This is a genomic window from Litorivivens sp., from assembly GCF_057445395.1.
In genome coordinates this window covers 1-16,619 of record NZ_JBVBUV010000003.1, presented here as the reverse complement: position 1 = coordinate 16,619, position 16,619 = coordinate 1, and the positions used below count along the sequence as shown (strand labels likewise).

Genomic DNA, 16,619 nt, shown 5'->3' with positions numbered 1-16,619 from the left:
GGGGGTCAAGTCGCCGCGTTATGCGAATTCTTGTGTTATCTGCCTATCATGCTGCTAGCCACGATTACTGGTTGCAGGGTTTGCAAGCGCATTTACCGCAGATACAGTGGCGAGTTCTAACCATGCCGCCGCGCTATTTTAACTGGCGAATCCGTGGCAATCCCTTGAGCTGGTTCAGTGAGCAGCGGCACTTGCTAGACGATCCGGTGGATCTGGTCATCGCTACTTCAACTGTCGATATAGCTACCTTGCGCGGTCTTGTTCCAGCGCTGCGCAATATTCCCTGGGTGGCATATTTTCATGAGAACCAGTTTGCGTATCCGCCATCGCCACAGGGTTCCCGTCAGCAGCAGATAGAACCGCAGATGGTAAATCTCTACGCCGCGTTGGCGGCAGATCAATTGTGGTTTAACTCACGTTATAACCTGGACACTCTGATCGCGGGTTGCGAGGCACTATGCCGTAAATTGCCGGATCAGGTTCCCGAAAATGGCTGGTTTGAGTGCTTGCGGCAGAAGTCGCGGGTATTGCCGGTGCCGTTGCGGGCGTTGGATAGTGTTGCTGGCCGTGAAGAGGAGGTAGCGCCAGAACAACCCTTGCGACTTGTCTGGAATCACCGCTGGGAATATGACAAGGGCGTGGCGCAACTGGAAGCGCTGGTGACAGCTTTAGAACGTGGCCGACAGCTGGTTGAGCTGACATTGCTTGGGCAGCGCTTTCGGACCTTACCTGAGGAGATGAAACGCCTGCTGGCGAAGTCGGGCAATGGGTACGTACGCGTTGTTGATACAGGGTACGTAGCTGACAGGGCAGAGTATCTGGCGGAGCTGGGGCGGCAGCAGGTTGTGCTTTCCACTACATTGCATGATTTTCAGGGTTTGGCAGTGATGGAGGCGGTACAGGCCGGGTGTGTGCCATTGCTACCTGATCGGCTGTGCTACCCGGAGTTTTTTGCTGATGCGTACCTTTATCCATCACGGCCCGGTTTGCCGGCGGATGAAGCCATGGCGGTGGTGGCGCGACTGTCCAGCTGGCGTCGCGACGGATTGCCGCCTTGCCCGTCATTGGCTTCACTGGCTTGGGATCGCCTCGCAACTGATTACCAGCGCGCCATTGACGATGCTGTCAGTAACATTTTGCCCCGGGAGCCAGTATCATAGTCGGCTTCTACTGTATTGATACCCTGTAATCTGGAAACTCTGGAGCTTTTAGTGTCATCCGAAAAACTTCGCGTTCTGACCGGAATCACAACAACTGGTACGCCCCACCTTGGAAATTACGTTGGGGCGATTCGCCCGGCCATCGCCGCGAGCAAATCTACTGACTTTGATTCCTTTTTTTTCCTCGCCGATTATCATGCATTGATCAAGTGTCATGAACCGGAGCAGGTGCGGCAGTCGGCGCGCGAGATAGCGGCTACCTGGCTGGCGCTTGGGCTCGATACCAATAACACCACATTTTACCGTCAGTCAGACGTGCCGGAAATTCCCGAACTTACCTGGGTACTCACCTGTGTTGCGGCCAAGGGATTGATGAATCGCGCACATGCCTATAAGGCGGCGGTGCAGGCCAATGAAGAGGAGCAGCAGGATCCGGACTTCGGTATCAACATGGGGCTGTTCAGTTACCCGATATTGATGGCTGCCGATATCCTTGCCTTTAACGCGCACAGAGTGCCTGTAGGTAGAGACCAGGTTCAGCATCTGGAAATGGCGCGAGATATCGCACAGCGCTTCAATCACCTTTACGGGGATACGTTTACGTTGCCCGAGGTGCAGGTGGACGACAATGTGGCGGTGCTCAAAGGTCTAGATGGTCGCAAGATGAGCAAGAGTTACGGCAACACCATTCCGTTGTTCCTGCCGCCGAAGAAAATGCAGAAGGCTATCAATAAAATAAAAACCAACCTGCTGGAGCCCGGCGAGCCCAAAGACCCTGATACGTCCACCGTGTTTCAGATATGGCAGGCTTTTGCCAGTGAGGAGCAGACTGCTTGGATGCGTAAGCAGTTTGCAGAAGGTATTGCCTGGGGTCAGGCCAAGAAGGAATTGTGTGCCTTGATTAATGACGAGCTGGCCGAGGCGCGCGATGAGTATGAGCGGTTGATGGCCGACCCTGGTTTTGTTGATGTGCAATTGCGCAAGGGTGCTGAGAAGGCGCGGGAAAGAGCGGGGAGGCTGTTGGCCAAAGTGAAAACGGCGGTGGGCATACCGCCGCTAGCCTGAGGGTGCTTCCGCCTCCCAGCCTTGTTGGGAGGCGATATGGACGCCGAGTTTAAAACTCCGCAGAAATGCCTACGTAAGCACTACGCGGTTCGCCAATAAAATAGCGGTAATTGCCAAAGGCAAAGTCTGCTCGCTCCGCATAATCCTCGTCGGTCAGGTTGGTAACCCGCAGTGACAGCTCAAGTCCCTTGGTCAGCCCCTGGGCAAGACGCAGATTGACCAGATCGTGGCCCCCATACTCCCGACTATTGGCTTCATCGAGATAGTGCTCGCCCACGTGTACCCACTCCAGTTCTGCCTTGGTTGCAGATAGCGGTTGCCATTTCAGCTGGGCGCTGGCCAATTGTCGTGGTGCTGTGGCCAATTCATTATCCTCAACGCCGAGAACGTCATTATCGTACTGGGTTTTGGCGTAGCTACCCTGTAGCTCTAGGCGAAGATTTTCCCGTATGTGCCAGCTAAGCTCCAGTTCTATGCCGCGACGCAGGGTTTTGCCATTGCTGAAGTTCTGACGGTTTGAATCCTGGAGGATAATGTTGTCTTTTTCGAGACGATAGGCGGTGATTGACGCGCTCGCGCGGGACCAGTTGCCCCGGAGACCGAGTTCGGCGTTGATCACTTCCTCAGAGTCCAGATCGGCATTGAGTTGCCCCTCTTGCAGACGGTACAGCTCTGAGGCCTGCGGCGCGCGGAACCCCCGCGAGAAATGGGCGACGGCATCCACGTTGTCGCTCAACGATTCCCGGTAACCTAAATAACCAGACCAGTTGTAGAAGTTGTCTTTGTCATCTGACGGTCGGGTATAGCGGCAGGGGCTGGCGCAGGGCACGCCATTTTCGTCGGTACTGCCATCAATCATCAGGTTATCGTAGTCGTAACGCTGAATCTCGTAACGTACGCCAGCATTGAGTTCGCGCTCGGCTTTAGGTTCCCAGTTGCCACCCACAAACCAGGCGGCGGTCGTGGCGTCTACCTGATAATCGTAGTGTTTGCCGCTGGGAAACCCCGTGCCGAAACGAGTGAACGATGCTGAAGCCTGAGTCTGTGTCAGATAGCTTTCCGTGAGATCCGCGTCAAAACCATAGTGCAGGCTGGTATGGGCGCCCTGATTGCTGAAAAACGCGGTTTGCACCCCGACACTTTTCTGGCCATTTTCTTCCAGCGGCGTACCGGGCAGGAAGTGCTGTAGAAAATCCATCTCGGTGTAGCGCAAATAAGGTGTTGCGACAAAATGGGTATCCTGGCTGCCTTCGCGCTCCCAGCGACTGTAAAAGCGTGCGCTCTGACTGTCGCGGAAGGCTTCGGGATTAGGGTTGGATTTTTTCAGGTCGTCATTTTTGTAGGCGTCCTGGCCCAACACATAGCCTGCTGTTTCCTGGTTGAGGTTGGTCGCGCTCAACACGTTCTGGCTGGTCCAGACGCTGCCGGTGTAATCGTAGCGCAGGGTCATCTTTTGCTGATCAAAGCCGGAATCTTCCTTGTAACCGCCGTCATGCGCACCATTGGCATAAATGCCCACCCGGTGAGTTGAGTTACCCTGACTGTGCTCCAGTTTCAGGCGGCTGTAATCGTGTGGGCCACCTTCGGCGGTGAGTCGAGTTAATGGTTCTTCGCCGGGCGCACGGGTAATCACATTAATAACCCCGTTCAGTGCGTTCGAGCCATGTACCGCCGTACCGGGGCCACGAATTACTTCCACTCGGGCCGCTTGTTCGCTGTTGGCGTCAAACAGCTGATTTACGTTGCAAAAGCCGGGGGCGCGCAACGGAATACCGTCCTGAGCCATATAGAATGCACCGCAAGAGCCGCCACCTGTAAGCACTTCTGAACGAATCGCGGTCAGGTGTTCCTGGCCGTTGCCGCGCGATACCCATACGCCGGGAGCACGGTTCAGCAATTCATTGATATGGATGTGTGAAACGGTGTCGATGGCCTGTTTGCCAATGACAGAAACACTGCTGAGCGGCGTTTGGGTCTGTTCGAGTCGGGTAGCTGATACAACGACCTGTTCCGGCTCAGTCCCGAGGGCATTGGCAGTTAGCCCGAGAAGTGTGGCGTAGGCCAATGCCTTTTTAGTAGTAGAGTGAAGCATAGTAATCCCTGTTTTTTATGATTCGGGCTGAAAAGCAATAAACAGTCCGGTACAGCGGGTCAGAAGTGTACCACTACTGTGGCATTCTGCCTTCACAATCACCTTTTTCCCGTTGACGCTGTCAACCCAGCTGGTGAACGTGAGTGGCGCGAATAGCGGCGTGCCGGCTAGGTAGTCAACGCTGAGATTGGCGGTAAACCCTGCCACTTTCTGGTCTACGGCTGAAAAAGCCATAATTTGATCGTAAATGGCGGCTACGACAGATCCGTGCACGAGTTCTGGCGGGCCTTCATAAATTCGGCCGAGGGTCAGCGTCGCGGTCAGGCGAGTTGAATCCTCCTCGTCTCTCATGACATCCAGTGGCGGTGCAATGGGGTTCAGTGCGCCAGAAATCGGTGAGTAGGGCAGTATGCTTGAAAGCCGGTCGCCGTAATTGATATTAAATTGCGGTAGCGGCTTTTGTTCGGTGTGGGGTTGGAGCTGCTGGTTCAGTTGCTGCAGCTGTTGTGCTGCCGCATTCAGTGTTTCGGTGTCAGCGTTGAGATTGGCACTGAGTTCCAGTGTCTGGCGCAAAGTAGCGATGTAGTGGTTGAGTGCGGTGAGATTTTCCGGCTGCATGGCTTTATCGTGTGATTGGATGTCATTGCAGTTTCGAGGATGGGCGGCGCGAGGACAATGACCAAACAGGCCGAAGGTGTTGCCTGTTGCGCAGGAAATTGTCAGCGCAGGAATATCTATAAGTGAATGGCGGATTAGAGGGTGTTAGAGGCCGGATTAATCAAAACAGCCTGAGGGCTGTATTGCGCCGTGGGGCGTCGCGGCTTGCCGCCGCTCATCAAATTGCTGGCCGCAATTTGTCGAGCCTCGCCGGTTCAAGTCCGGCCTGTGGAGGTTTTGCTGGATTATTTCTTCAGCGAATAGCTTCGGTAAAACTGTTTAGATGGTACCAGAGGCCGGACTCGAACCGGCACGCTTTTTACGGCGGGGGATTTTGAATCCCCTGTGTCTACCAATTTCACCACTCTGGCACAGGATGAAAGAGCGCGCGATTATAGCAATCTCACACCGGCGGTCAAAGGTTTCTGTGCGTAACTGGAGGCAAAACGCGATTTCCGGTAACCTGCGCGCCTGTTTTATGAACGATATCCTCCATGAAAACCCGCGATTTCCATTTTGACCTGCCAGATGAACTGATTGCGCGCTATCCGGCGGCGCAACGTGACCAAAGCCGATTGCTGGTGCTGGACGGTGCGCAACATCAGGTTGAGCACCGGCAGTTTCCAGAACTGGCTGACTATCTGTGCGCTGGCGATCTGCTGGTGTTTAACAACACGCGGGTGATTCCCGGGCGCCTCTATGGCCACAAAGAAAGCGGCGGCAAGCTAGAATTGTTGATAGAGCGTGTGACAGGTGAATACAGTGCGTTGGCCCACATACGGTCAAGTAAATCGCCCAAGCCTGGGGCGCGATTGCATCTGGTGCGCAACCACGGCACCGAACCCCTTGCCGAATGTACGATGATCGACCGCCAGGGACAGCTGTTTGAACTGGCATTCGAAAAGCCGGTAATCGCAGTTCTGGAAGCCATCGGTCACATGCCGCTGCCACCGTATATTGACCGCGCCGATGAGCAGCTTGACCAAGAGCGCTATCAAACGGTGTATGCGCAAAAACCGGGAGCCGTCGCTGCGCCGACAGCTGGTTTGCATTTTACCGATACCTTGCTAGAGACGCTGAAAGCGAAGGGTGTCGACACGGCCTTTGTCACCCTGCATGTGGGGGCGGGCACTTTTCAGCCGGTTCGTGTTGACGATATTCGCGATCACCAGATGCATTCTGAATACCTTGAGGTCAGCCAAGAGGTTTGTGAGGCCGTGCGCACGACCAGGGAGCGCGGCGGCCGTGTAGTGGCTGTGGGGACCACCTCGGTGCGTAGCCTGGAAACGGCGTCGCGCTCGGGTGAGCTTGCGCCCTATGCGGGTGAGAGTGACATTTTTATTTATCCGGGGTATCGCTTTCGCAGTGTGGACGCGTTGCTGACCAATTTTCATTTGCCAGAATCAACCCTCATCATGCTGGTCAGTGCCTTTGCCGGTCGCGAAGCGGTGCTTGATGCCTACCGGCAAGCGGTGGCGGAGCGCTACCGGTTTTTCAGTTATGGAGATGCCATGCTGGTGTTTCCCAGTCAAGGAGTCTGAGCGTGTCTCGCCAGTGTGATATGCAGTTTTCTGTCAGTGCCAGTGATGGCGAAGCCCGGCGCGGTGAACTGAGTTTTAGTCGCGGTACGGTGCAGACGCCCGCTTTTATGCCGGTAGGCACCTATGGCACAGTGAAAGGCATGCTGCCGAGGGATATTCGTGAGATCGGTGCGGAGATCATTCTGGGCAATACCTTCCACCTGATGCTGCGGCCGGGTACGGAAGTGGTAAAGGCTCACGGCGATCTTCATGATTTCAGTGGCTGGGATGGCCCGATTCTTACCGATTCTGGCGGCTTCCAGGTGTGGAGTCTGGGTAAGCTGCGCAAGATTACCGAGGCTGGTGTGGGCTTTCAGTCGCCGGTGGACGGCAGCAAGGTCTATCTCGACCCTGAAACCTCGATTGCGGTGCAGCACGATCTAGGGTCCGACATTGTCATGATTTTTGACGAGTGCACGCCTTATCCGGCAACGCAGAGGCAGGCTCGAGAATCCATGGAGTTGTCATTGCGTTGGGCTGCGCGCAGCCGCGATGCCCACGGTGATCACCCTTCTGCATTGTTTGGTATCGTGCAGGGAGGTATGTACCCAGCGTTGCGTGAGGAGTCTCTTAAAGGTCTGGTTGATATTGGTTTTGACGGCTACGCCATTGGTGGGTTGTCAGTCGGTGAACCCAAGGACGATATGCTCAATGTGTTGGACCACCTGGCACACACCATGCCCGCAGACAGGCCCCGCTATTTGATGGGAGTGGGTAAGCCGGAAGATATTCTCGAGGCGGTACGGCGCGGCGTCGACATGTTCGATTGTGTCATGCCAACGCGCAATGCGCGCAATGGCCACTTGTTTACATCGGGCGGGGTAATCAAAATTCGCAATGCGCGCCATAAGCAAAGCACGGCGCCGCTGGATGAAAACTGTGATTGTTACACCTGCCAGAATTTCTCGCGCGGCTACCTGCATCACCTGGATCGCTGCAAGGAAATATTAGGGGCGCAATTGAATACCATCCACAACCTGCGCTTTTATCAGACGCACATGGCAGGCATTCGTGCGGCGATCGAGAACAACACGCTGGACGCGTTTGCCGATGAATTTTACGAAAGCCAGCAACGGGAGGAACGGTGTACAAGCTGATTGTTTTCATACCTGAAACCCATGTTGAAGAAGTAAAAAATGCCCTGTTTGAGGCAGGCGCAGGGCGCCAAGGCGATTATGACTGCTGCGCCTGGCAAACACGCGGGCAAGGGCAGTTTCGCCCTCTGAAGGGTAGCAGCCCTTTTATTGGTGCCCAGGGCGCGGTTGAAACCGTTGCAGAATACCGGGTGGAGATGCTGTGTGAGCCGTCGCTGCTAAGCGCAGTAGTAGGTGCCTTACGGCAGGCCCACCCCTACGAGGAACCGGCATTCGAGGTGATTCAGCTGGTGGATATCGATGGCTGATTCATCGGTAATTCAGACGCTGAAGTCTCGCATCGAGGGCTATCAGCCCCAAACCATCGCCGGTGACTATCCGGATGCCGCCGTAGTGGTGGCGATTTCCGATGACGCTAAGCCGGGGGTGCTCCTGACGCAGCGTTCACCGCACTTGAGTCTGCACGCGGGGGAAATAGCCTTTCCCGGCGGAAAGCAGGATGAGGATGATTATGACCTGCTGCACACAGCGGTCCGAGAGATGGAAGAAGAGGTTGGAATTCCGGCAGAACATTTCACTTGTCTCGGGGCGTTAGATCAGCGTATTACCCGCACTAAAATTCGTATGACACCCTATCTGGGTGTTGTGCCAGCGGAGCTGGAGTTCAACATCAACTACGGTGAGCTCGATAGCGCCTTTTATGTGCCGATCGACCAATTGCTGAGTGGGAAGCTGTTTTCGGTGGTCGATGTGCTGGATCAGGGAATTACCAAGCGGGTGGCCCGGTTTCAGTTTGAACAGTACGATGTTTGGGGTGTGACAGCCATGGTTCTGGCTGACGTGCTCAATGAATTACTCGATGCGGGCCTGCCCGTGGAAACCCGAAGGGGAGCAAGTTCATGATTTTTAGTCTTGGTGAACTGTCGGTGCAGCGTAAGGCCGATAACCAGTTTATTGCTCACAATGCGACCGTCATTGGTGATGTAAGCCTGGGAGAGCTGGTCAGTATCTGGTTTAACGTGGTGATTCGCGGTGACGCTGAACGTATCAGTATTGGCGATCGCAGCAATATTCAGGATGCCTCGGTATTGCATGCTGATCCGGGCTTTCCGCTGGAAATTGGCGAGGATGTCACTGTTGGGCACAAGGCCATGCTGCATGGTTGCACGGTAGGGGATGGCAGTCTTATTGGCATCAATGCTGTGGTATTGAATGGCGCGAAAATTGGCAAGGGGTGCCTGATCGGCGCCAATGCGTTGGTGACAGAAGGTACTGAGATTCCGGATGGTTCTATGGTTCTTGGGGCGCCCGCTAAAATCAAACGGGTGTTGTCGGAAGACGAACAGGCGGCACTGCGGCTGTCAGCCAGCCACTATGTGGAAAATGGGCAGCGGTTTATCAAGGAACTCAAGGCTGAGCCATGACCGAGGTTGTAAAGTCCCCTTGTATATCGGTATGTGCCTTGGATGAAGATGATTTGTGCATGGGTTGCTACCGAACCATGCAGGAAATTACCGATTGGTCCGAGTATACCAATGAGGTCAAGCGCGAGGTGATTGTTCGGGCTCAGCAGCGGATGAAACGGCGTTACAACATAAGCTGATTAGCTGGAGAGCGAGCAGTGGCAAAACCGTTGAAGATACGTCTGACCGACGGGCCAGACTTATCCGACGAGCTGGTATTGGAGCTCTGGGCATTGCGGCGGCGCTATGTATCGCTGGCCCGAACCGAGTCAGAAGATCAGGCTTATTTTCGTAAGTTTGTGAGTGCAGATGATTCGATTGTGGCATCGTTTCATGGGTCAGATGGAAAGCTAGGTGGCTTCTTTACCATCGCGCAGCGACCGGTGGATCATGCGGGGCGTCGCGGCATACTGCTGTATTCGAAATATTTTTACTTTGATAAAACCTATCGTGGGCACTACAAAACGCTGATTGCTCCCTGGCTGATTCTGCCGCGGGTTTTTCGTAGGCATGGCCTGCGACATCTGTATTTCGTTACCACCGCCTTCCCGCAAAGCTATGTTTCACTGGCGCGATCGACGGGTAATGTTCGAGCATTGCATGATGCTAAAACCACACCTTGGGAACGCCAGGCTTTGCACGAATTTGCCGGTCACTATTTTGGCCGCGACTGGCAGCCGGAACGTGGTGTTGTGATTAATCAGAATGTGGCTGACTCCGAATCCCTGGCGCGAAGCGAAGAGGCGCAAGCGCTGACCGCGAATTTTGAGCGGTTAAACCCGCAGTGGCGTCAGGGACAATCATTGCCCATTATTTTTCCAGTCGACTGGACCACGATTTCGCATTCCATAAAAAGAACGTTGCGTCGCGCCGCTCGTTAGCTGCGTCAGCTAGTGACCTCTGTTAGCGGTTAAGGGGTTCTAGAATCACTACCGGGATTTCCCGCACTCCGGCGGCTTGCTGGTAGTCGTCGTAGGGTGGGTAGAGCTTGGCCATTTTCTCCCAGAGATGCTGGCGTTCGTGAGCGTCAGCAGAGCGTGCCAGAGCATTCATGCGCTTGGTGCCAACACGAATTTCGCACTCGGGCGTGCTCTGCAGATTGAGGTACCAGGCCGGGTGATCCGGTGAGCCGCCTTTTGAGGCAATAACAATATAGTTGCCGTTGTCTTCACCGTAAATCAACGGCAGTGGGCGCAGTTCTCCGCTTTTACGGCCGCGAGTGATCAATAATAGAGTGTGCAACAGGCCGGAACCGCCGCCAAGGCTGCTATCCCACAGGTGGGCTTTTTCAGGGTTTTCAAGGTAGAGCTGGATATGTTGCTTGATCCAGTCTGGCATGTATTCGGGAATATCTATCTTCATCTGTCGCGCTCCCTGCAAAGGATTCAGGAAAGGTCTGAGTAAACCTGAACAGGTGCGTCGTCGTCAAAGTGTAAAATGCACAGGCCTGGTTCAGGTTTTTTTCCGTTTCTTGGTCTTTTTACTGGGTTTCCAGGCGAGAACGCTTTCAATACGATTGTCTTTCAAAGCCTCAATTTCAAAGCGGCAGCCATTTAGTTTAACGCAGCAAGGGCCATCGGGGAAGGATTCAAGATGCTCCAATAGCAGCCCGTTCAGTGTTTTGGGGCCATCGGTGGGCAGCTCCCATTTCAGTGATTTGTTGACGTCGCGAATGGTGGCGGTGCCGTCGATGCGGTGGGTGCCATCTTTTAGCGACACGATATCCTGATTGATATCTTCGAGCAGATTGGAGGTGAATTCGCCGACAATTTCTTCCAGCAGGTCTTCCAGCGTGACGATGCCTTGCACCACACCGTATTCATCCACGACCACTCCCTGGCGGTGCTTGTGTTTCTGAAAGTTAAAGAGCTGGGTGTGCAGCGGGGTGCTTTCCGGCACAAAGTAGGGTTCTTTGATGATCCCCATTAGCTTATTCAGGTCAATTTCGCCCTGAGCGTTGATGCTGCTGATCACATCGCGCTGATGCAGGATGCCCACAATATTGTTGATGTCTTCGCGGAATACCGGCATGCGGGTAAATTCGGACTCCTGCAGGCGAGAGCGAATGATCTCCGGTGCGTCGTCCAGATCAATGCCGTACACCTCGTTGCGGGGAATCATGATGTCATCCACGGTGACCTGTTCAAGGTCGAGTATGTTCATCAGCATATGCTGGTGGCGCGGCGGGATCATCTGGCCAGCTTCGCCAACGATGGTGCGTAATTCATCGATGCTCAGGTGTTCGGCGTCGCTTTTCGCCTCGAAACCGGTGAGCCGCAAAAAACCGTGAATAAAGCGGTTGATTACCCAGATTACTGGGTGCAGCAGTGTTTTGAGCGGGGTGAGAACATAACTCACCTTGAATGCCACCGCCTCAGCTTTATACGCGGCGATGGTTTTAGGGATGATTTCCGCAAAAATAAGGAAAACCAAGGTAAGCAGTATGGAGGCTGGTACAACGGCCTTGTCGCCGTAAAGCCGGATTGCGAGCACCGTGGCGGTGGCGGCCGCCAGGTTATTGACCAGATTGTTGCCGATCAGGATAGCGCTGATCAGGCTCTCCGGCTCCTCCAGCAGTTTGCTGGCCTTGCGGGCACCGTTGTGACCACTCTTGCTCAAATGACGCAAGCGATAGCGATTTAGCGCCATCATGCCCGTTTCAGAACCAGAGAAGAAACCAGAGAGGAGGATCAAAAAGCCAATCAGGCCGAAAAGAAAACCCAGCGGTGCCTCGTTCAAGAAGCCGTAAACCCCGTAATCGTTGTTGGGCGCCTATCTTGAAGAAAATCGCCCGGACAGGCAAGTTCAGATACGGTGTAACAGCACTTCCAGTACGAATTTCGAGCCCACATAGCCCAACAATAGCAAGGCAAAAGCACAAAGGGTCCAGCGGATGGCGGTGCGGCTGCGCCAACCCATACGGTGTCGCCCGATAAGCAAAATGCCAAAGCAGGCCCATGCCACCAGCGTGAACGCGGTTTTGTGCACCAGGTGTTGGGCAAATAGGTCGTCTACATAGAATAAGCCAGTGCCAATCGACAGGGTAAGCAGTACAAAGCCGATCAGTACCAATTCGAACAGCATCTCTTCCATGGTGACCAGTGGCGGCAGGGCCTTCAGGATGCCACGTAGTTGGTGGTGTTTAAGGCGGTATTCCTGAATGGCTAATGCGATGGCCTGGATGGCGGCAATGGTCAGGACGCTGTAGCTCAGCACTGACAGGATAATGTGGAACATCATGCCGCCAGGCTGGGTTAGCAGACGGGCTGGGGTGTCCACCAGTAAGGTAATAATCAGCACTGCGGCGGTAAACGGGAATATCACCACAAGGATATTCAATAGCGGGCGTAGCATGCCACTGATCAGGGTAATCATCACCACGAACCAGCTGATCAAAACGCTCATTTCCGTCAGGCTGAGATTCATGCCGGCTGGGGTGATCATTCCCACAAAACTGGCGGTACCGTGGCAGAACATGGCGCCAACGCCCAGTAACAGGGCGAGTTTGTAGCGAGCGTGGCCTTGCCGAATTTCCTGCCAAAGCAGCACGGTTGCGATAGCGTAGAGCGTAATAGCCAGCAAACTCAGAGCCGTATTCATGATAATTGGCAAGTGTTCCTCAGGTCGGACCGTGGCAAATCGGTGGTTAGCGGTGGGGCTGCGGCGATTAGTCCGCTATAATGCTGCCCTTCGATTTTTAGAGCACGATTGTAAGCGTGTTAACAAGGCCCTGTCGACAGAGCAGCGGCACTGGCAAGAGAGCACAATGGCATGTTTGAGAATTTAACCGAACGTTTATCGTCTACCTTGCGCACGGTAACCGGCCAGGCCCGCCTGACCGAGGACAATATCAAGGATACCATGCGCGAAGTGCGCAAGGCGCTGTTAGAGGCCGATGTTGCCCTCCCAGTAGTCAAGGATTTTGTCGATATAGTGCGCGAGCGTGCGGTCGGGCAGGAGGTCAGCAAAAGCCTGAGTCCTGGCCAGCAATTCGTCAAAATTGTTCAGGAAGAGCTGGAGCGCGTTATGGGCTCCCAGGCTGAGCCCCTGAATTTTGCCACGCAGCCGCCAGCAATCATTCTGATGGCGGGTTTGCAGGGTGCGGGTAAAACCACCTCAGTTGCCAAGCTGGCTCGATATCTGAAAGAAAAAGAAAAGAAAAAGGTCATGGTGGTCAGTGCCGACGTTTATCGTCCTGCTGCTATCAAACAGCTGGAGACCCTGGCTGCCGATGTGGGTGCGACCTTTTTCGAAAGCCATGCTGAGCAAAAGCCTGTAGATATTGCCAACGCGGCGGTGGCTGAGGCCAAGCTCAAGTTTCAAGACGTGCTGATCATCGATACCGCAGGTCGACTGGCGGTAGACGAAGCCATGATGGCGGAGATCAAGGATCTGCACGCCGCGGTCAAACCTATCGAGACCCTGTTTGTGGTCGATGCCATGACGGGTCAGGATGCGGCCAATACCGCCAAAGCGTTTAGTGACGCCCTGCCGTTAACTGGGGTAGTGCTGACCAAATCGGATGCAGATTCGCGTGGTGGTGCCGCTCTATCGGTGAAGCATATCACTGGCAAACCGATTAAGTTCCTTGGGGTGGGCGAGAAAACCGATGCTCTGGAGACTTTTTATCCGGATCGTATTGCGTCGCGAATCCTTGGAATGGGCGATGTTCTCTCGCTGATCGAAGAGGCGGAACAGAAGCTCGACAAGAAAAAGGCTGAGAAGCTCGCCAAGAAGATCAAGAAAGGCAAGAAGTTTGATCTTGAGGATCTCAAGGATCAGCTTCAGCAGATGCAAAACATGGGTGGTATCACTGGCATGCTCGACAAACTGCCAGGTATGGGGCAGATGGCTCAGCAGGCGCAGTCGCAGATTGATACCAAGATGTTCAAGCGGATGGAGGCGATCATTGACTCGATGACGCCGGCTGAGCGCCGTAACCCGGATCTTCTAAACGGCTCGCGTAAGAGGCGTATTACACTGGGGTCCGGAACCGAGCTGCAGGATCTTAACCGTCTGCTTAAGCAGCACAAGCAGATGCAAAAAATGATGAAGAAAATGACCAAAAAAGGCGGCATGGCCAATATGATGCGCGGTATGGGAGGCATGATGCCCCCCGGCGGTGGTATGGGCGGTGGCGGTCGTTTCCCCGGAATGTAACCGGCCTGGGAGCGGGGGTTGATTGCCGCCTGGCACGACGGCGGCGTGCGTTACCTGGTTGTCCGGGTTCAGTGGGTGAAAAAACGTTCCATTTCAATGTGCTTTCCCGTAGAATGTCGCGCCTTTAAAGGCTCCTGTTCAGTGCTGGGGCTGTGAAACTGATTTGAAGATGGGCCGGCTTCCCTGGAAGTTGGCCGAAAACCGTAGGAAATTCAAAAGCATGGTAACTATTCGTTTGTCACGCGGCGGCTCCAAAAAGCGTCCGTTTTACCACCTGACTGTAACCGACAGCCGCAATTCTCGCGATGGTCGTTTTATCGAGCGCGTGGGCTTTTTTAACCCTGTTGCCCGTGGTCAGGAAGAGCGTCTGCGCGTTGATACCGCTCGTGTTGAGCACTGGGTTGCTCTGGGTGCCAAAATGTCTGAGCGTGTCGCCAAGCTGGTTGAAGAAGCTGGCCAGGCGCAACAGGAAGCTGCGTAATTCAGCGTCAGGCATCTGAATATGTCGGATGACCTGATTACCGTTGGCAAGGTGTCGACGGTTTATGGTGTCAAAGGGTGGGTGAAGCTGTATTCCTTCACCGACCCCATGACCAACCTGCTCGATTACGAGGCTTTGTTCCTGAAGCGTGCAGGACAGTGGCAGCCCGTCACGATTCTGGAAGGGCGGCGCCACGGTAAAACCCTGATTGCTGCGCTGGATGGCGTTGCAGACCGGGAGCAGGCAAGGGAATTGGCTGGGTGTGAGCTGGCAGTGAGTCGCAAAGAATTGCCAGAGCTACCCAGCGACGAGTTTTATTGGCATCAGTTGGAAGGTTTACTGGTGTCTGTCAAGGCAGGGCGAGACAACCTGCTTTTGGGCAAGGTTGATCACTTGCTTGAGACTGGCGCCAACGATGTGCTGGTAGTAACACCCTGTGAGGGCAGTATAGATGATCGGGAGCGCCTGATTCCCTATCTGCCGGACCAGGTGATTAGGGAGATTGACCTCGCCGCCGGCACAATGGTGGTGGAGTGGGATCCGGAGTTTTAGGGCGGTGAAAATTGGTTTCATCACCCTGTTTCCGGAAATGCTGTCAGCGGTAACAGACTACGGGGTTACCGGTCGCGCCATCAAGAATGGCTTGCTGACACTTGATAGCTGGAACCCTCGGGATTTCACCCACGACCGTCACCAGACGGTGGATGATAGGCCCTACGGCGGTGGGCCAGGCATGGTCATGAAGACTGAGCCGCTGAGTGACGCCATTGGCGCAGCCCGGCAGGCATTGCCAAAAGCCCGTGTGGCTTATCTGTCACCGCAGGGGCGAACGCTGGATCAGGCTGCATTGGCAGAATTGGCACAGCGCGAAGAATGGATTTTACTGGCCGGTCGCTATGAAGGCGTGGATGAGCGCCTAATTCAGGCGGAAGTCGACGAAGAGTGGTCGATCGGTGATTACGTGTTGAGCGGCGGTGAGCTGGCCGGCATGGTAATGATAGACGGAGTCGCCCGTCTTCTGCCCGGAGTACTGGGGCATGAGCTATCGGCGGTGGAAGACTCCTTTGTGGATGGGCTTTTGGATTGCCCGCACTACACCCGCCCGGAACACTACCGGGGTGAGCAGGTACCTGCGGTGCTGCTCAGTGGTGATCATGAAAGAATTCGACGCTGGCGGCTGAAACAGGCGCTGGCAAGAACCTGGGAGCGTCGCCCGGATTTACTGGAAAAAGTGACGCTAAACGATGAGCAACGAAAGCTGTTAGCCGAGTATCAAGGCGAGCAGACTAGCCAATAGCTGTGAAGCTATGACTTTATTGAGGAGCATGCCATGAGCAACAAAATTATCGCGGAACTGAACGCGGAGCAGATCAAGCAGGACCTGCCGGAATTCAGCCCTGGCGACACCGTTGTAGTTCAGGTGAAGGTTAAAGAAGGTAACCGCGAGCGTCTGCAGGCGTTTGAAGGTGTTGTGCTGGGCAAGCGCAATCGTGGCATCAACTCGGCTTTCACAGTTCGTAAAATTTCTCACGGTGTAGGCGTTGAGCGTACTTTCCAGACGCACAGCCCGCTGGTTGACAGCATTACCGTCAAGCGTCGTGGTGATGTGCGCCAAGCCAAGCTTTACTACCTGCGCGAGCGCAGCGGCAAGGCAGCGCGTATCAAGGAAAAGCTCGACACAAAATAAGCCGCGAAAGCTGCTTGTCAAAAGGCACCTCCGCAAGGATGTGCCTTTTTTTATGCCGCATAACCGGGGTGGGTTTGTGTTTTTTTTTTTTTAGAACAAAAAAAAATAATAAGTACACCGGGTTTTTTCTTAGTTTTATTTATAAGAGTTGTTTTTTTTTTGGTGGGGGGGGGGGTTAGA

General features: G+C 54.4%; 19 protein-coding genes and 1 tRNA gene. 14 read left to right on the top strand and 6 right to left on the bottom strand.

The features are described 5' to 3' along the window. The first annotated feature begins 20 nt into the window (after positions 1–20). The gene (locus AC222A_RS01570; RefSeq protein ID WP_372810016.1) at positions 21–1,160 is read left to right on the top strand and encodes a tRNA-queuosine alpha-mannosyltransferase domain-containing protein; all 1,140 of its coding nucleotides are present in this window, start codon (positions 21–23) and stop codon (positions 1,158–1,160) included. Positions 1,161–1,211: 51 nt separating this feature from the next. Continuing rightward, positions 1,212–2,225, top strand: a complete 1,014-nt coding sequence (locus AC222A_RS01565) for a tryptophan--tRNA ligase (RefSeq protein WP_372759150.1) — start codon at positions 1,212–1,214, stop codon at positions 2,223–2,225. 49 nt (positions 2,226–2,274) lie between these two features. On the opposite strand, the gene AC222A_RS01560 is transcribed toward AC222A_RS01565, so the two are convergent. The 3 genes from AC222A_RS01560 to AC222A_RS01550 form a co-directional block, all read right to left on the bottom strand. Beyond that, entirely contained in the window at positions 2,275–4,317 is a 2,043-nt protein-coding gene (locus AC222A_RS01560) for a TonB-dependent receptor (RefSeq protein WP_372782078.1), read from the bottom strand. Between the two features lie 15 nt (positions 4,318–4,332). Beyond that, the gene (locus AC222A_RS01555; protein ID WP_372750435.1) at positions 4,333–4,935 is read right to left on the bottom strand and encodes a PaaI family thioesterase; all 603 of its coding nucleotides are present in this window, start codon (positions 4,933–4,935) and stop codon (positions 4,333–4,335) included. Positions 4,936–5,258: 323 nt separating this feature from the next. Continuing rightward, positions 5,259–5,345 (bottom strand) — tRNA-Leu (locus AC222A_RS01550). A 123-nt stretch (positions 5,346–5,468) separates the two neighbouring features. Between AC222A_RS01550 and queA the strand changes: the two genes are divergently transcribed. From queA to AC222A_RS01515, 7 genes are read left to right on the top strand one after another with little or no spacing between them, the layout of a single operon-like run. Further along, entirely contained in the window at positions 5,469–6,515 is a 1,047-nt protein-coding gene (gene queA / locus AC222A_RS01545) for a tRNA preQ1(34) S-adenosylmethionine ribosyltransferase-isomerase QueA (protein WP_486774574.1), read from the top strand. A 20-nt stretch (positions 6,516–6,535) separates the two neighbouring features. Then, the gene (gene tgt / locus AC222A_RS01540) at positions 6,536–7,651 is read left to right on the top strand and encodes a tRNA guanosine(34) transglycosylase Tgt (RefSeq protein WP_372747249.1); all 1,116 of its coding nucleotides are present in this window, start codon (positions 6,536–6,538) and stop codon (positions 7,649–7,651) included. Next, positions 7,639–7,956 (top strand): YqfO family protein, encoded by a 318-nt coding sequence (locus AC222A_RS01535; protein WP_372763915.1) that lies wholly within the window; start codon positions 7,639–7,641, stop codon positions 7,954–7,956. The genes tgt and AC222A_RS01535 overlap by 13 nt, the downstream gene beginning before the upstream one ends. After that, positions 7,949–8,551, top strand: coding sequence for an NUDIX hydrolase (locus AC222A_RS01530; protein WP_372782072.1), 603 nt, complete (start codon positions 7,949–7,951; stop codon positions 8,549–8,551). Before AC222A_RS01535 ends, AC222A_RS01530 begins: the two co-directional genes overlap by 8 nt. Further along, positions 8,548–9,072 (top strand): gamma carbonic anhydrase family protein, encoded by a 525-nt coding sequence (locus AC222A_RS01525; RefSeq protein WP_372759749.1) that lies wholly within the window; start codon positions 8,548–8,550, stop codon positions 9,070–9,072. The genes AC222A_RS01530 and AC222A_RS01525 overlap by 4 nt, the downstream gene beginning before the upstream one ends. Next, on the top strand, positions 9,069–9,251 hold the full coding sequence (locus AC222A_RS01520; protein WP_372763917.1) for a DUF1289 domain-containing protein: 183 nt from the start codon (positions 9,069–9,071) through the stop codon (positions 9,249–9,251). Before AC222A_RS01525 ends, AC222A_RS01520 begins: the two co-directional genes overlap by 4 nt. An 18-nt stretch (positions 9,252–9,269) precedes the next feature. Then, positions 9,270–9,992, top strand: a complete 723-nt coding sequence (locus AC222A_RS01515; RefSeq protein ID WP_372747228.1) for a hypothetical protein — start codon at positions 9,270–9,272, stop codon at positions 9,990–9,992. 22 nt (positions 9,993–10,014) lie between these two features. Here the strand turns inward: AC222A_RS01515 and AC222A_RS01510 are convergent, their stop codons facing one another. From AC222A_RS01510 to AC222A_RS01500, 3 genes are all read right to left on the bottom strand, one after another. Next, positions 10,015–10,473, bottom strand: coding sequence for a nitroreductase/quinone reductase family protein (locus AC222A_RS01510; protein WP_372747229.1), 459 nt, complete (start codon positions 10,471–10,473; stop codon positions 10,015–10,017). 90 nt (positions 10,474–10,563) lie between these two features. Then, positions 10,564–11,850, bottom strand: a complete 1,287-nt coding sequence (locus tag AC222A_RS01505) for an HlyC/CorC family transporter (RefSeq protein ID WP_372747230.1) — start codon at positions 11,848–11,850, stop codon at positions 10,564–10,566. 66 nt (positions 11,851–11,916) lie between these two features. Then, positions 11,917–12,711 (bottom strand): cytochrome C assembly family protein, encoded by a 795-nt coding sequence (locus AC222A_RS01500; RefSeq protein WP_372747231.1) that lies wholly within the window; start codon positions 12,709–12,711, stop codon positions 11,917–11,919. Between the two features lie 171 nt (positions 12,712–12,882). Here AC222A_RS01500 and ffh point away from each other — a divergent pair, with 171 nt between their 5' ends. The 5 genes from ffh (at position 12,883) to rplS (ending at position 16,439) form a co-directional block, all read left to right on the top strand. Further along, the gene (ffh, locus tag AC222A_RS01495; RefSeq protein ID WP_372747232.1) at positions 12,883–14,271 is read left to right on the top strand and encodes a signal recognition particle protein; all 1,389 of its coding nucleotides are present in this window, start codon (positions 12,883–12,885) and stop codon (positions 14,269–14,271) included. Between the two features lie 220 nt (positions 14,272–14,491). After that, positions 14,492–14,752, top strand: a complete 261-nt coding sequence (gene rpsP / locus AC222A_RS01490) for a 30S ribosomal protein S16 (protein WP_372747233.1) — start codon at positions 14,492–14,494, stop codon at positions 14,750–14,752. 21 nt (positions 14,753–14,773) lie between these two features. Then, positions 14,774–15,304, top strand: a complete 531-nt coding sequence (rimM, locus tag AC222A_RS01485; RefSeq protein ID WP_372747234.1) for a ribosome maturation factor RimM — start codon at positions 14,774–14,776, stop codon at positions 15,302–15,304. Positions 15,305–15,308: 4 nt separating this feature from the next. Beyond that, positions 15,309–16,049: a tRNA (guanosine(37)-N1)-methyltransferase TrmD gene (trmD, locus tag AC222A_RS01480; RefSeq protein WP_372758311.1), complete on the top strand. Its 741-nt coding sequence runs from the start codon at positions 15,309–15,311 to the stop codon at positions 16,047–16,049. A 33-nt stretch (positions 16,050–16,082) separates the two neighbouring features. Continuing rightward, on the top strand, positions 16,083–16,439 hold the full coding sequence (rplS, locus tag AC222A_RS01475; RefSeq protein ID WP_372747236.1) for a 50S ribosomal protein L19: 357 nt from the start codon (positions 16,083–16,085) through the stop codon (positions 16,437–16,439). The last annotated feature ends 180 nt before the right edge of the window (positions 16,440–16,619 follow it).